Origin of the sequence: Niastella sp. OAS944, from assembly GCA_024809215.1 — a bacterium.
In the GTDB taxonomy this organism is placed as follows: Bacteria; Bacteroidota; Bacteroidia; order Chitinophagales; family Chitinophagaceae; genus Niastella.
On record JANUBW010000004.1, the window covers coordinates 167,311 to 183,288 of the forward strand.

General features: G+C 44.5%; 10 protein-coding genes. 7 read left to right on the plus strand and 3 right to left on the minus strand.

Features of this window, described 5'->3' with window-relative positions:
- Positions 1-107: 107 nt before the first annotated feature.
- Complete coding sequence (locus GGD38_RS19155) at positions 108-506, minus strand: ester cyclase (RefSeq protein ID WP_375301994.1); 399 nt, start codon at positions 504-506, stop codon at positions 108-110.
- Between the two features lie 298 nt (positions 507-804).
- On the opposite strand from GGD38_RS19155, the gene GGD38_RS19160 reads away from it, so the two are divergent.
- The 5 genes from GGD38_RS19160 to GGD38_RS19180 all read left to right on the plus strand — a co-directional run bounded on the left by GGD38_RS19160 (position 805) and on the right by GGD38_RS19180 (position 9,639).
- Positions 805-2,007 (plus strand): FecR domain-containing protein, encoded by a 1,203-nt coding sequence (locus GGD38_RS19160; protein ID WP_375301995.1) that lies wholly within the window; start codon positions 805-807, stop codon positions 2,005-2,007.
- Positions 2,008-2,505: 498 nt separating this feature from the next.
- Positions 2,506-5,934: a SusC/RagA family TonB-linked outer membrane protein gene (locus GGD38_RS19165; protein WP_375301996.1), complete on the plus strand. Its 3,429-nt coding sequence runs from the start codon at positions 2,506-2,508 to the stop codon at positions 5,932-5,934.
- 136 nt (positions 5,935-6,070) lie between these two features.
- Positions 6,071-7,681: a SusD/RagB family nutrient-binding outer membrane lipoprotein gene (locus GGD38_RS19170; RefSeq protein WP_375301997.1), complete on the plus strand. Its 1,611-nt coding sequence runs from the start codon at positions 6,071-6,073 to the stop codon at positions 7,679-7,681.
- Between the two features lie 600 nt (positions 7,682-8,281).
- Entirely contained in the window at positions 8,282-8,866 is a 585-nt protein-coding gene (locus tag GGD38_RS19175) for an RNA polymerase sigma factor (RefSeq protein ID WP_375301998.1), read from the plus strand.
- Positions 8,867-8,988: 122 nt separating this feature from the next.
- On the plus strand, positions 8,989-9,639 hold the full coding sequence (locus GGD38_RS19180) for an HD domain-containing protein (RefSeq protein WP_375301999.1): 651 nt from the start codon (positions 8,989-8,991) through the stop codon (positions 9,637-9,639).
- A gap of 46 nt (positions 9,640-9,685) precedes the next feature.
- On the opposite strand, the gene GGD38_RS19185 is transcribed toward GGD38_RS19180, so the two are convergent.
- Positions 9,686-11,293, minus strand: a complete 1,608-nt coding sequence (locus GGD38_RS19185) for a tetratricopeptide repeat protein (protein WP_375302000.1) — start codon at positions 11,291-11,293, stop codon at positions 9,686-9,688.
- A gap of 350 nt (positions 11,294-11,643) precedes the next feature.
- Here GGD38_RS19185 and GGD38_RS19190 point away from each other — a divergent pair, with 350 nt between their 5' ends.
- Positions 11,644-14,415, plus strand: a complete 2,772-nt coding sequence (locus GGD38_RS19190) for a TonB-dependent receptor domain-containing protein (RefSeq protein WP_375302001.1) — start codon at positions 11,644-11,646, stop codon at positions 14,413-14,415.
- Here the strand turns inward: GGD38_RS19190 and GGD38_RS19195 are convergent.
- The gene (locus tag GGD38_RS19195) at positions 14,405-14,563 is read right to left on the minus strand and encodes a hypothetical protein (protein WP_375302002.1); all 159 of its coding nucleotides are present in this window, start codon (positions 14,561-14,563) and stop codon (positions 14,405-14,407) included. The two genes, GGD38_RS19190 and GGD38_RS19195, sit on opposite strands and share 11 nt — an antisense overlap.
- Before the next feature lie 22 nt (positions 14,564-14,585).
- Here GGD38_RS19195 and GGD38_RS19200 point away from each other — a divergent pair, with 22 nt between their 5' ends.
- Positions 14,586-15,956 carry a hypothetical protein gene (locus tag GGD38_RS19200; RefSeq protein WP_375302003.1) on the plus strand — a complete coding sequence of 457 codons (1,371 nt, stop codon included), beginning with the start codon at positions 14,586-14,588 and terminating at the stop codon, positions 15,954-15,956.
- Positions 15,957-15,978: the final 22 nt, after the last annotated feature.

Genomic DNA, 15,978 nt, shown 5'->3' on the forward strand with positions numbered 1-15,978 from the left:
TTTTCAGCTGTCACGAATAAAGGGCCTTTATCAACTTTATCACCTCTATCAACATTTCAACTATTACTGAACCAGCTGCACAGAGTACAACCTCGTTAACTTGTTAACTAGTTAACTACTTGTCCATATCTCCAATGTTCCACATATTTCCCATCTTTCAACGTAACAATATCTATAAGATGCATAACGATGCGCTCATTGGTGGCGGGCTTATTAAGAAACTCTCCTATTTGAATACCTGAAATAGATTTACGGGTAACAACGGTATCGCCTTCGGCGATCTGATCGTATATTTCTACTTTTACATCGGTAAGGGCCTTGCGCAAAACATCTACGATGTAATCTTTTATCCCTTCCCTGCCAGCGGGAATATGTAAGGTAGCTGCGCTGCGATTCACAAAATCCAGGGCAACGATCTCTTCAAAGGCATCGAGGTTTCCTTTTTCAATAAACTCCTTGTTGAATCTTTGTACTACTAACTTGTTTCTTTCTTGTAATATATTCATTTCGTTCTTATTTAACAGAAGTAAGAAATAAGATGTAGGAAGTAAGACGAACCCTAATTTTGAGCTTTAAAATTCAATCTCTTCATACTTCTTACCTCCTACTTCTTACTTCACAAAGCTATTTACAGTAGCCCTTCCACCAGTAACGGTAAAAGTTCAAATAATTACGATTTCAGCTCAGCCCTATTCTTGCAAAAAATAATTAGCACCCTCAATCTTAAGCAGTTATAACTTTTTTCAAAAAGATTATCCACTTTCCGTAGGGTGCCACTATCATTTGGGTACATATATAGATAGTATGGACAAGCAATCATTTTTCAGCATATTGGATAAGTACCAGAACGGCACGGCCAGCGCTGCCGAAAAGGCCCTCGTTGAAGAGTACTATCGACGAATGGAAAAAGCGGGCAAAACAGAACTAACTGCCGATGAAGAAGCGGTGATAAGAAGAACAATGTACAATCAAATAGCAGCCAGCTTTCAGGACCCGGAGGCAAAGGTGATTCCCATAAAACGCAACTATAGTAAGATGGCCGCAGCTGCCGTAGTATTGACCATGATTGGCGCCGGTAGTTATTTTTTCTTATTTAAAAAACCGGCTACCGAACCGGCCCATGCAGAGACAGCGAAAACAAAACCGCGCGATCTGCCACCGGGTCATGATGCAGCTGTGCTTACATTAAGCGATGGGCGCACCATAATTCTCGATTCAACCCGTGGCACTATTTCACAACAGGGTGGCGCAACCGTTATAAACTTAAACGGACAGGTTTCCTATGCCAACACGGCAAAAGATAAACCTGCAGCTGTAGTGTATAATACTATTAGTACAGCACGTGGTAACCAGTATCAATTAATACTTGCCGATGGATCGAAAGTATGGTTGAACTCAGCCAGTTCGCTACGCTTTCCAACAGCATTTACCGCCGAAATACGCGAGGTAGAGTTAGATGGGGAAGGATATTTTGAAGTTGCTAAGAATGCCAACAAACCATTTCATGTTAAAACAAAAACCCAGGATATAGAGGTACTGGGCACACACTTTAATGTGAATGCCTACGACGATGAAACAGCAGTTAAAACAACTTTATTAGAAGGGTCGGTGAAAGTGAATCAATTGGCAACAGACAATAAGCAATTGGCAATAAATGCCGAACGTTCAGTTGTCCTAAAGCCGGGCGAGCAGGCTGAACTGTCGCGAGTCGCCTCACCACTCACCACTCACCATTCACCATTCACTATTGACCATTCACCAGACATAGATCAGGTAATGGCGTGGAAGAATGGCTGGTTTGAATTTGATAAGACCGATATCAAAACCATTATGCGACAAATAAGCAGATGGTACGACGTAGATATCCGATATGAAGTAAAACCTGATAGCCAAACTTACGGTGGAAGAATAAGTAGAAATATAAATCTTTCAAACATTCTTAAGATGTTGGAGATGTACGGTGTTCATTGTAAGCTGGAAGGAAAAACATTAACTGTCATTCGATAAACATAATTGATTCATGGTTTACTGATGTGGATTTTTCTTGGACGAATAAGCAAAACACAATTGGCAATAGACAGAAGGCATTGGAGCTTGCCCCGGCTCTCCGGGGACTGTAGGTTTTAACAATTGAGAACAGTGCGTATAAAACAACAATTCAGGGATATTCATGATACAGACTCGATACCTGAAGTACTTATTGCCAGTTGTTGAGCTTGTTTGAGCCAATAGGCAATTGACAATAAGCAATAGGCAATGCTTAACGTTAGCGAAGCCGGAGAATTATCAGATGCCTGAAATAAAGAAACAATGAACTGTGAACTATAAAACATAAACTATAAATAACCAATATAGATAAATAAGATACTAAGGTCTCTTGGCCCCTTTAGGAGGTCGGGGGGTAAAAAAAAAGCCGCTTCGTGGCCAGACGAAACGGCGGTGTTCAGTAATAATAAACAAGTCTGTTGAGGAATCATTTATTCAATCACCAAACCAAACAAAGTTATGCAAATAACTGCTATGATCCGCTTTCGTAAATATACGAGGTGGACAAACTCCTGGTTAACCAGCCAGGAAAAGCACAAACTGCTTAAGGTCATGAAATTAACCACGGTACTGTTATTCATCGCTTGCTTGCATGCAGTTGCCCATACCAGTGGGCAAACTGTAACCCTGACGCTAAAGAACGTGCCTGTACAAAAGGTGTTCAAAGCGGTATCAAGGCAAACAGGCGTGTCGATCGTTTACTGTGAGGACCTTTTTGAGGGACTCGATCGGGTTACCATTAACGTGAAAAATGCCGCCGTAAAGGATGTACTGCAACAATGCCTTACCGGCGCCCCCTTCGAATACAGTGTTCAGGGCAATACGATCGTTATCAGAAAACGCTCAGCTATAGAAATACCAACCGTTACCAATGAACCTCCGCCCCCACCCCCGGTGCCCATTAAAGGCAAAATAGTAGACGAAAAAGGTGAGCCCATAGTTGGTGCCAACATACAGGTAAAAGGCACTAAAAAAGGCACAAGCACCAACCCTGAAGGAGAATTCACCATCGATGCCGACAAAGGCGACATTCTTATCATTACAAATATTGGTTATACATCACGTCAGGTGATCATTAGCGATACTAAATCCCTGAACATAACGCTTACCGCCACCTCGCAACAACTGGGCGAACTGGTGGTAACGGCCCTGGGAATTCAACGCCGCCAAAAAAGTTTAACCTACAGCACCACCAAGATCAATAACGCCGAACTTACCACCGTAAAGAACCTGAACCCTATTGGCAGCCTTAACGGTAAGGTGGCTGGCTTACAGATCAACCCCAGCTCATCAGGTGTGGGCGGTTCGGTAAGGGTTATCCTGCGCGGACAAAAATCAACCCGTGAGAACCAACCATTATATGTAATTGACGGGGTACCGCTTACCAACTTTTCTTCGGCCCAACCCGTTAACCTGTGGGGTGAGGCTGGTGGTATCAATACACCCGGCCGCGATGCAGGCGATGTGCTGAGCACGTTGAACCCTGAAGATATTGAGAACATCACCGTACTGAAAGGCGCCTCCGCATCGGCATTGTATGGCAGCCAGGCTGGTAATGGTGTAATCATGATCACCACTAAAAAAGGTAAAACCGGTACATCAAAAGTAGATTTTTCTACTTCGGTCACGTTTGAAAAACCAATGTACACGCCCGATTTACAGTATAACTTTAACCAAACCAATAAAGACAATATTTACAGCTGGGGCCCCGCCGGATCAAATCCCGACCATGTAAAGCCCTTCTTTAAAACCGGAAAGACCTTTATCAACACCATTGCTTTTACCGCAGGTAACGAAAAGGCACAAACTTATTTCTCCTATAGCAATACCAACAATACCGGTATTCTACCCACCAACGAATTCAAACAACATACATTCAACTTCCGTCAAACCTCTAAATTCTTTAACGATAAATTGAATGTAGACGCTAACATCATCTTCAGCACCCAGAAAACAAACAACCGGCCATCAACGGGTTTGTATTACAACGCGCTTACCGGTTTGTACCTGTTCCCAAGGGGCTTGAACTTTGATGAGTATAAGAATAATTTTGAATACTACTCCCCGCTCCGCATCATGAAGGTGCAGAACTGGTGGAATATCAATCACGATAAAGAGCTCGGCGGTCAGGACAACCAGCAAAACCCATACTGGGTGCTGAACCGCGATGTGAACATAGGTAAAAAAGACAACCTGTTTGCTTCGCTTACATTGAAGTACCCCATTACCAAATGGCTGAACATTCAGGCGCGTGGAAGCATTAACCGCAACTACGACAGCTACGAATTACATGCATATGCCGGCACCCAAATAACACTGGCCGACTTTAATGGCCGCTTTTCTTACGACCGTTTAACCCGTACGCTATTATATGGCGATGTAATTCTTTCGGGTAACACCAAGATCACCGATAAGATCGGCTTTAACTTCAACGCCGGTACCAGCATCAACGATCAAAAGCAGGACCACGATTACATAGACTCTAAAGGAGCCGACCTGGCCTATGCCAACATCTTTACATTGGGCAACCTGAAACTAAACCCGGCGCTGATGGTTTCACCAAGCGGTTTACGTCGCCAGGTACAATCGATCTTTGCTACCGCTACATTCGATTTTGATGAAAAGATCTTTGTTGACCTTACTGCCCGTAACGACTGGTCATCTACGCTGGCTTATACCCCACAGGCAAAAAGCGGTTACCCGTATTTTTCTGCCGGTGTAAACACCATCGTAAGCGACCTGGTTCAGTTACCACAATTCATCAACTACAGTAAAGTACGATTCTCGTTTGCGAAAGTGGGTAATGATGTGGAACCTTTCTCAACCAACCCAACCAACCTCATCAGATCGGGTAATGTAGTTACCGTTCAGGAAAGCCCTTACCTGGGCGCTACCCTGAAACCGGAAGATGCCCGCTCTTATGAAATTGGTACAGAATGGAAATTCCTGAACAACCGGTTAAGTTTTGATTTCACCTGGTACAAGACAAATACCAAAAACCAGTATTTCGATTTCAGCGCGCCAAGAGGCAGCGGTTTCTCGCGCTTCTTTGTAAATGCCGGTAATATCGAGAACAAGGGTATTGAAATGGTGCTGGGTTACGATGTACTGCGCAAAGGCACCACAAAATGGAACAGCAGTATAAACTTCACACGCAACCGTAATAAGATCATACAACTGTTACCCGAGCTGGGCGGTATGTATGAATTAACACTGGCCGGCGTGAACAGTTATTCGCTTCGAATTCGCGAAGGTGGTTCTTATGGTGATATTTACGGTATTAAATTCCTGCGTGCAGCCGATGGATCTATCGTTGTAGACGATAAAGGAAAACCACAGGCAGATAAATTCGGTTTTGTTGGCAACCCCAACCCCGATTTCCTTGCAGGCTGGACCAACACAGTAGAAGTTAAGAACTTTGTTATATCGGCGCTTATCGACGGACGCTTCGGTGGTAAAGTGATGAGCATTACCCAGGCTGTCCTTGATGAATACGGTGTTTCGAAAGTAACAGCAGATGCCCGTAACAACGGCGGCGTAAACATTCCTGCCACAATGATCAATGGCACGAAATGGGCAGGCCCAATTCCTGCTGAAACTTTCTATACTTCCGTGGGTGGCCGTGCAGGTATTTCAGAATATTACATGTACGATGCTACTAACATCAGATTGCGTGAACTATCAGTGGGTTACAAACTGCCCTCAAAGTCAACAATTATAAAAGATATGCGCCTTTCACTGGTAGCACGCAATCTTTTCTTTATTAAAAAAGAAGCGCCATACGATCCTGAGCTGAGTATGAGCACCGGCAACGGGTTACAGGGTATAGATGTTTTCTCATTACCCGCCACCCGTAGCATGGGATTGAGTTTCAGGTGTTCGTTTTAATTATAAAAGTTTGTGGTTTGTAGTTTATAGTTTGTGGTTCTTCAATTCAATAATTCCTTATTAATAGCGAGGCTAAAAAGCGCGGAGCAACTACAAACAACAAACCACAGACAACAAACAGAAAAACAATAGTACAATGAACAAACAATATAAATATATTCTTTCCATAGCTACAGCTGCAACTCTTGTAGCAAGCAGTTGCACAAAAAGCTTCGAGAGCTACAATAAGAATCCATATGGCGCTACCAATGACGATCTGTTGCCCGATTACGGATTGGTAGTAGGCCAGCTGAAAGAAGCGCAACGTTCCATTTATGTATATCAGCCAGCCTGGGTTACGCAATTACAGCAAAACCTCATGGGCGATGTGTTCAGCGGTTACATGATGCCGCCCACACCTTTCCGCGGTAACAGCAACAATATGAACTACGACCTTGTTGATGGCTGGAACCTGTTTGTTATGAGCTCTGCTTATAGCAGTCCGGAGGCCAGTGTAATGGCCCCGCTGTGGAGTGTTGAACAAATTACCAAAACAGGAGCGCCCGACCTATACGCCATGGCCAAGATCTTAAAGGTGGAAGCCATGCACCGGGTGAGCGATATTTTTGGTCCCATCATGTACTCTAAATATAAAGTAAGGGCCGATGATGGCGGATATGATTACGACTCACAACAGGAAGCGTATAATAATTTCTTTAAAGACCTGAATGAGGCCATCACCATTCTTACACCGCTTCGTGCAAAAACGTCGACACCTACATTTACCAATGCCGACCTGGTATACGCGGGCAGTTATGCGAAATGGTTACAATTCGCCAACTCATTGCGCCTGCGCCTGGCCCTGCGAATTGTAAAGGCCGATGCCGCCAAAGCAAAAACAGAAGGTGAAGCAGCACTGGCAAATGAAGGTGGACTGTTAACCGATGCCGCCGACAATTTCAGCATTAACATTGGCGCTACCGAACATCCATTGAACACCATCAGCGGTGCATGGAACGATATTCGTATGGGCGCACCCATTGAATCGATCATGGCCGGTTATAAAGACCCGCGCCTGCCCAAATATTTTATACCTGCAAAAGACGCAGCCGTTGCCGGACAATACAAAGGCATTCGCAATGGTATTGACATTGATGCCAAGAGCCGGTACCAGGATTATTCACCACTGGCCAAACTGCCCAGCCTGTTACAATTGATGCCTGCAGCCGAGGCCTGGTTCCTGAAAACAGAAGCCGCCATACGCGGATGGGCAAAAGCCGGCAACGCCAAAGACAATTACGAACTGGGAGTAAGAGCTTCATTCACTCAATATGGCTTACATGCCGATTCAGCTACCAAGTACTTAGCCGATGACGTTAGTAAACCAATCCCCTACATTGATCCCAAAGCAATAACACCCGGACAAAATGATATAACCACAGGATCGCCCTGGCTGAGCACCATTACCATTAAATGGGACGATGGCGATGCCTTTGAGAAAAAGCTGGAAAGGGTGATCACCCAAAAATGGATAAGCATGTTCCCTGAAGGACAGGAAGCCTGGAGCGAGTTTCGCAGAACCGGTTATCCTAAGCTATTCCCTGTTGTGATCAATAACAGTGGTGGTAAAATTTCGAGCACTACGTTTATTCGTCGCATCAATTTACCACCCGATGAATACCTGACGAACCCTAAAGGAGCGCAACGCGCAGCGGCTACGTTGGGCGGGCCGGATAATGGTGGTACGAGGTTGTGGTGGGATAGGTAGTGAGTTGACGTGTTGACAAGTTAACAGGTTGACAAGTTTCCTGTGTGCGGCAGCTTGATTTAATAGTTGAAAGGTTGATAAAGGTGATGGAGTCGATAGAGGGTTTCTGTGCGGCAGATTAATTAATAGCAAAAAGTCTGATTTTCAGGTTAACTAGTTAACTCGTTAACAAGTCAACTAGTTAACCTGGTTCAAAGAGTATACTGATCAAAGGAGGTTAAGAAAGCAACGCCCTGGCAAAGGAGAAAATTGCAACCTATCCGGCGCCTGGGCAATACGGGCAGAAAGAGCTTAAAGGGGAGTTCTCATATGCCCATCTGCGAGTTTTTGATTGACGCTTCTGCGAAAGCCGGGTGCAAACGAATAAAAGGGTTGAAGAAGGTCTCTATTATTCGATGCTGATGTCTATCCCCGGCTTCCCGGAAGCTGGAGATTAAGGAGTAAAAGAGTTTGAAGAAGGGCTCTTTTGCTCCTTTTCTCTTTTTTAAATAGTTATGTTCAACAATTTCACAAAAAAAATAATATCTGCTATCTTTCTTGCAGTTTTCTGCCCCGGGCACTACCAGGAAGGTTAATTTTGTCTTAACTTTCGGGTACAACGTGCAAAATTATCTTATCCATACCGACGACCAACTACTGCAACTTCTTTATCAAAGCGATGAAGCGGCTTTTGCTGAAATTTATAACCGTTACTGGAAACCTCTCTACACATCTGCTCACAATATACTACAGCTAAGGGATGCCGCACAGGATGTTGTGCAGGAAGTATTTATTTCATTATGGAAACGCCGGCAGGAAATAAAGGTGGATATTTTACAATCCTATCTGCATCAGGCTGTTCGGTTCCAGGTTTTCAAAGCCATCAGGGCCGAAAAGACCGACCAGCTTTTTTTCAACAGGCTGTCCCAGATCTCAAAAGACATTCTTTTTGAAGACCCTGTACTGTTCAAGGAACTGGAATCGATATACAAACAACTTATTCAATCACTCCCACCCGACGAACAGGAGATCTTCCTTCTTCACCGCGATGGCGGACTTACCTATAAACAGATCGCCGAACAAAAGAACATTTCCGTAAAAACAGTTGAGAAGAAAATGAGTCGTGCGTTGAAAGAGATACGGTTTGGAATGGATGATGCCATGATGGTTGCAGTGGTGACTTCGGCTTCGATCTTACTAAAGTAAGATGTAAGATGTAAGACGTATGAAGCCCCCGATAATCGAGGCTCGCCACATTATTTTGAAATACAACATTCAAGTTCTTCTTACCTCCTACTTCTTACCTCCTACATCTGTATCTTTACACGATGGAGAAACAACAAATCATTGAGGCAACAATACAACACGTAAAGGAAACACTAAAAGAAGCCGAAGGGGGGCACGACTGGTGGCATATTCATCGCGTATGGAAAACCGCGCAACTGATCGCCGCTGCAGAACATGCCGATGAACTGGTTGTTTCATTGGGCGCGTTGTTGCACGATATAGCCGATTCAAAATTCCATAATGGTGATGAAACCATTGGTCCACGTATGGCCCGCACATGGCTGCAATCACTGGATGTGGAAGAAGCCACTATACAACACGTTGAAAATATCATTTCACATATCTCTTTCAAAGGGGGAAATCACCAACAGGCCTTCAAATCAAAAGAACTGGACATTGTGCAGGATGCCGACCGCCTCGATGCCATAGGCGCTATTGGCATTGCACGCGCATTTAATTATGGTGGATTTAAAAACCGACCACTGCACGACCCCGCCATTCCGCCCAACCTTAGCATGAGCAGGGAACAATACAAACACAACACCGCTCCTACCATCAACCACTTTTATGAGAAGCTGTTGTTGTTGAAAGACAGGATGAATACAGTTACCGGAAAGAACTTAGCGATACAAAGGCATGAGTTTATGGAGAGTTATTTGAAGCAGTTTTACTATGAGTGGAATGCAGAATAGTTAACGAGTTGACGAGTTAACTTGTAAACCAGTTAACTCGTCAACTTTATAAAGACTGTACAAACCCCGTAAGACTCTCGCCATTCTCCAAATTCAACTTCTTCTTCAACCGGTACCGCGATACCCGAAGGCTATCCTGTGAGATACCTAATAAGGTGGCCATATCTTTTGATGCCAAATTTAGTTTGATGAGCGAAAGCATTCGCAGGTCATTAGGGGTAAGGTCGTCGTTGTATTTTTTCAGGTTATCGAAGAATGGCTGGTGAATTTGTTCAATGGTTTCCCTGAATTCATTCCAGTATTGATCGTGATTAAAGTTCTCATTTATTTGATGAAGCAATTGCTGTAACTGTTTCTTTTGATCACGTTTATCATCTTTGATCATTATCTCCAGCTTATTCTTCAGGTCTTCCAGCGACTGGTTCTTTTCAATAATATGCAGGGTATATGAGGTAAGTCCTTTCTTTTTTATTTCCAGCTCTTCCATTAGCCTTTCTTCCTGCAGTTGTTTATTGGCCAGTTCGGCTTGCATCAGGTCTTTCTGCGTTTCATAAATATGCTGGTTTTGCTTACTCAGCATTTGTTCGTTCTTTATTTTTAACCGTTGGCGACTGATGGTCACCCAGCCCAACACAACCAGCAACACCACTACAATGATAACGGCAATGGTAATCACCACTGTAAATTGACGCGCATTTTCAAGCTGTACTATTTCGTCGTTCTTTTTATCAATATCGAACAACACACTTAAGAAAGCAGTCTGCCGGTTATTTTCTGCAGAATACAGATCGATGGCGGCCTTGCGTGAAAGTTCTATATAATAATAAGCGCTGTCGTTCTGCCCCAGCAAATGCCAGGCTTTGCCCAGGTCGCGATACGCCGAACCTTTTTGATAACTGTCGTTGATGATCACGGCGCGGGCAAGCGCTTTATGCGTTTCGCCAATCGCTTCGCGGTAACGGCAGGTCTTTCTATAAATATCACCCAGGTTATTGATCACTTCAATGCCCGCTACCTGATCGTTTACCTGGTCGTACAATTGTAATGAACGGTTGAAGTAATACCAGGCCGAATCATACTTCTCCAGGTCTTCATAAATACTGCCCAAGTTTTCATAGATCTTGGCCACCAGTTGTTGCTGTCCCGTATCGGCGCATTGCTGCAATGCCAGGCGTTGAAAAGCAAAAGCGCTGTCGTATTGTTTTTGTTTTTCGTACAGGTGACCAATTTTTCCATAGGTATCGGCCAGCCCTTCCCTATCGCCGCTCCTGTGATAAATAGATAAGGCCTCTTCATATTGTTTGCGGGCAACGGCCATCTGGCGGTTCTGATAATATACCAGTCCCATATCGTTCAGGTTGCGGGCAACCTGTTCCGTATTATTTGTTTCGCGAAATATTTTATCGGCCTGACGGTGAAAATCGAGCGCTTTGGGATAGTTGCCAAGGTAATAACAGATCTGTCCCATCTGTTGCAAACAGGTACCCATCGTTTGCATATCCTTTCCGGCAATGGCCTTGCTGTACATTTCTTTCAGTAGTAAAAAAGCGGAGTCGGGGAAGCGCTTGCTCAGCCGTTGGGTATGTTGTAACTCCGAACGATCGTTCTCCTGAGCTTTAACTGCACTAACTGGCAGCACTACGCTAGTGACCAAAACCAAAATAACTACCCGAAGCCTGTTCATATTACAAGCGAAGAAACAGGTTTAATGTTAAGTAATTATTAAGTGAACCTCTCGTCAACTTGTTAACTCGTCAACTAGTTAACTAGTTAACAATTCCTTCATGTTGCGGTAATAAATTGGTAATGACGTTTTTTGTTCTTTGACATGCACTGACAATCAGTACCTTAATTGCCTTCTGTTAACGTTGTTGCCGTGTTGTTAACGGCGCCTGTAACGCTGTTACCAATATGTATACGCCCGTTTTTCCGATTCCTACGAGCCCTGTTACACATTTGCACCTGGCATGAACACAACAGCATGCTACCAAAAAATTGGCTGTTATGAAGCACATCTTGTCTTTTCTTTTTACCCTGACCAGTCTCGCTATTTCTGCGCATGCGCAGCAGAAACTATTGCAAGGACAGATCAGGGACAAGCAAACGGGCGAATTATTACCCAACGCAACCATTTCGTTTAAAGGCCCCAGAGGCGTTAATGTCGTTTCGGGGTTGAACGGCACCTATTACGTAAGAAGCCTTCCTACCGGCGACTACACCATCAGGGTTAATTATGTAGGGTACAAACAATTTGAAGGCACTTATACGGTAACCACCCAACGACAACAGATCTTTTCGATAACACTCGAACCTAACAAAAACGACCTTACCGAGATCATCGTTGCCGGAAAACACGATAAAGGCTCAGACGCCTATGCACTGCTGGCAGGCCGTCGTGCCGATCTTATTCAAAACGCGGTATCGTCTAAAGCCATTGAAATATCTCCCGATCTGTCGGTGGCCAACGTAACCCAACGCGTTTCGGGTATTTCGCTCGAAAGAAGCACCAATGGCGAAGGACAATATGCCATTGTAAGGGGTATGGACAAACGTTATATATATACCCTGGTGAACGGTATCAAGATCCCCAGCCCCGATAACAAGAACCGCTACGTTCCACTGGACATCTTCCCCGCCGACCTGCTCGACCGTTTGGAAGTATCCAAATCACTTTCCCCTAACATGGAAGGCGACGGAATTGGCGGCGCAATAAATATGATCATGAAGAATGCACCGGAGAAATTTTCTGTAAAAGCCAATGTCGCAGCAGGATATGCCGACAAATTCATCTCTCAGGACTTCAACAAATTCTCTACCTCCGCTTCACCCAACCATTCTCCACGTTATAATAACGGCGCCGCTTATCAGGCCACGACGAACGATTTTACAAACGACGCCTTTACTTATAAAACCAAACACAATCCCATTGCAGCCCTGGCTGGTGTTTCTGTTGGCGGCCGCATGCTCAACAATAAATTAGGTATACTGGTAGCAGGCAGTTTCCAAAACAACTACCGCAATGTGTACAGCGTTTTCTTTAATACAGAAACCGACCGTAACAATGGCGACGCTACCGTAGAAGGCATACAAACGCGTAATTATTCTATTCAGCAGCAACGCAGCGGTATTCATACCCGCTTGGATTATCAACTGAACAACAACCACCGCTTAAGCGCCTATGCCGGTTATATGAACCTGATGAGAAATGAATTCAGGTTTGTATCAGACACAAACTTGAAACTGGGTCGTGTGGGTCTTGGCAGCGGTCGCATCAGCAACAGTTATCGCACGTTGCACGAAGTACAGAAAATAGCCAACACTACTATTGGTGGTGAACAAACCTTCACAAGGATTTTCCAGGTTAACTGGACAGCCGCCTGGTCAAAAGCCATTGGTAACCGCCCCGATGAAGCTACGCTGAACCTGGTAACCGGCGTATCAAAAGACCCCGCAACAGGCAAGATGGTAGAAGCGCCCCTGAATCTCGACGGCACCTCCTACCGCCAGTTTGCGCATAGCATTGATGAGGATAAGAACGGTTATCTGAACCTTATTTATCAAACCCAACTGGGTGCTATACACGCAACCTGGTCGGCCGGTGGTATGTACCGCAACAAAACAAGAAAAAGCCAGTACGACAGCTATTCACTGCGCCCCACACCTGGCATACAGGTTTATAATGGCGACATTAACAATAATACCTTCTCGGTATTCAATGGCGAAGGAACTTCAGACAATGCGCTAAACTATACCACCGAAGAGAATGTAGGTGCAGCCTACGGTATGGTGAAGCTCGAGTACAACAAACTGCAGGTTACCGGTGGCGCCCGTTATGAGAATACCGATCTTACCTGGAACAGCAATGTACCGGAATCGGTAAAAGGTAAAACCGGTTCTATTTCTTATTACGATGTATTGCCTTCGGCACATATTAAATATAGCCTCGACAAAACAATGGCTATCCGTGCATCTTATTATTCAGCTATCAGCCGTCCGAACTTTTATGAAGTGGTACCACATACCAGCGGTGATCCTGATGCAGACTATGTGGAGATCGGCAATCCTAATCTGAAACGCACCACTGCCGATAACTTTGACCTGCGTTATGAATTATATCCTAAAGGCCTCGATCAATTGCTTGCCGGCGTGTTTTATAAAAGATTAAAAAATCCTATTGAATACGCGCTGGAAGATGAGGGCACCAACACCTATTATTTGCCTGATAATTTTGGGAATGCTACCAACTATGGTTTTGAACTTGACCTGGCTAAATATTTCCGTTGGTTTGGCATTAAGGCGAACTATACATTCACCGATTCACGTATCACCACCTCAAAGGTGAAACGCTACAGCACTGCCACCGGACAAAGCACTGAAGCGGTAGATCAAACCCGTCCGTTACAGGGACAATCGAAACATATTGCCAACCTTTCGTTAATGGTAAAACATGATAATATTGGCCTGAACGCGCAACTGGCCTTCAATTATACCGGCAGAAGGATCAACACTGTATCGCAGTTCCTCAATAATGATATCTGGCAGAAAGGTTTTGCCCAAATGGATTTTTCTGTAGAGAAAAAACTGGCCCGCCGCTGGTTTGTATACGCCAAGATCAACAACATTCTTAACACACCATACGAACTGGAGATCCGCCAACCCTATACCGGAAACGACATCACCGGCGATGTACCACATCAGTCTGTTGGCAGGAATGTGTTTGTGCGGAAGGGTACTTATGGTGCTAACTATTTACTTGGCGTTAAATTTAAACTGTAGTGAACAAACAAGCTGGTACAGGTACAAGTTGCAGGTACCAGGTACCGTTACCAGTTCCCTGGTCCTGTATTTTGTATTCCCCGGCAACTGGCAACAGGTAACCAGTAACATAATCCCTGTATTCCCTGTAACCTGCACTCTGTAACATGTAACTCATAAATACTACCACAATGAACAATTACATAAAACATATACTTGGCATAGCATTACCTGTATTGGTACTTACCGCATGTCACAAAGAAGAGATCGTAGATATTTCAACGGCGCGCATCTCGGCCGGACAAACCATCACTACAGATACGTTGAGTGGCACCATAAAAGGTACGCTGCAAAGCGGCAAAACCTATTATTTCAAATCAGATATTGTTATCAATGCCGGCGATACTTTATTAATGCTGGAAGGTTCTAAACTCATTGCCCTTGGTGATGGCAAAAGCACAACCACCAGTCCGCAGATCACCTGTAACGGAACATTTATCAGTTTGGGTACACCAAACAACCATAACTTCATTACAGTAGCAAATGAGCTACGCAATACCAGCACCATTGGTAAAGGCATTTGGGGCGGTATTCAATGCGGCGCCAATAGCGGCGACCTCATTATTAAATGGACACACCTTGAATTTGCAGGTGGTCCTGCCGGTCAGGCATTTGACGGCGCTGTATATTCCGCATCGGGCGATCCACGCTACACCATTGCCTATACTAACATCAATGGCAATGTTATTTTTGAAGACAACTGGGTATATGGCAGCACCGACGATGGCATGCGTATACTGCATGGAAAGATCAGCGTTATGCGTAACACCTATGAGGCCTGTGGTAAAGCAGGTGGCGAAGCCCTGAACATTAAAAACGGCACTGTTGGTGATGTAGCTTATAACCTGGCTATTGGTGCAGCTACCAATGGATTTAAAGTTTCGAACAGTGGCGATGGTCCCGTACAAACCAATGTGAACGTATACAACAATACCATTGTCAATTGCGGGTTCCGTCAGGTAAAATCGGGACGCGGCGGATCTATCAATTTTGAAAAAGGCGCGCAGGGTAAAATATACAACAACATGGTAGTTAACTGCCGCTTTGGATTGCGCGTTACTTCCGATGCCGATGTAGCACACATTAACTACAACAACCAGTTTTATTACGCCAACGACCAACGCCTCATCAACCAGTTCAACGCAACTGACGGCGTGGCCAAAACACAAAATGCCGACATCCGCAGCGAATCGCCCAAAGGCAATAATCCTTCTTTTGCATCATACGATGTAAACCAGTTTGATTATACAACCGCAGCCATTCCAATGGATATTTCGGCTATGCCATTAAGTATCATTACCGCCGGCGCCTATAATTTTGGTTTACTTCCGGGCTCACCGGCGCTTAAAAAAGCCAATGCCGATGTATTTAAACCATCAAAGACGGTTCCACAAGGTGGTACTTATGGAGCAACCACGTCGGATGCGGGTGTTGATATAGGAGCTTATCAGGGAGATGGATCAGGAAATTTACACTACTCATCGAGCCTCTCTTTCAAATAATGCTTTTGAGTTAAAACGAAAA

What these genes read in the sequence shown, in the direction of transcription:
- GGD38_RS19155 (WP_375301994.1), bottom strand. Translation starts at nt 506, where the DNA reads ATGAATATATTACAAGAAAGAAACAAGTTAGTAGTACAAAGATTCAAC.
- GGD38_RS19160 (WP_375301995.1), top strand. Translation starts at nt 805, where the DNA reads ATGGACAAGCAATCATTTTTCAGCATATTGGATAAGTACCAGAACGGC.
- GGD38_RS19165 (WP_375301996.1), top strand. Translation starts at nt 2,506, where the DNA reads ATGCAAATAACTGCTATGATCCGCTTTCGTAAATATACGAGGTGGACA.
- GGD38_RS19170 (WP_375301997.1), top strand. Translation starts at nt 6,071, where the DNA reads ATGAACAAACAATATAAATATATTCTTTCCATAGCTACAGCTGCAACT.
- GGD38_RS19180 (WP_375301999.1), top strand. Translation starts at nt 8,989, where the DNA reads ATGGAGAAACAACAAATCATTGAGGCAACAATACAACACGTAAAGGAA.
- GGD38_RS19190 (WP_375302001.1), top strand. Translation starts at nt 11,644, where the DNA reads ATGAAGCACATCTTGTCTTTTCTTTTTACCCTGACCAGTCTCGCTATT.
- GGD38_RS19195 (WP_375302002.1), bottom strand. Translation starts at nt 14,563, where the DNA reads ATGTTACAGAGTGCAGGTTACAGGGAATACAGGGATTATGTTACTGGT.
- GGD38_RS19200 (WP_375302003.1), top strand. Translation starts at nt 14,586, where the DNA reads ATGAACAATTACATAAAACATATACTTGGCATAGCATTACCTGTATTG.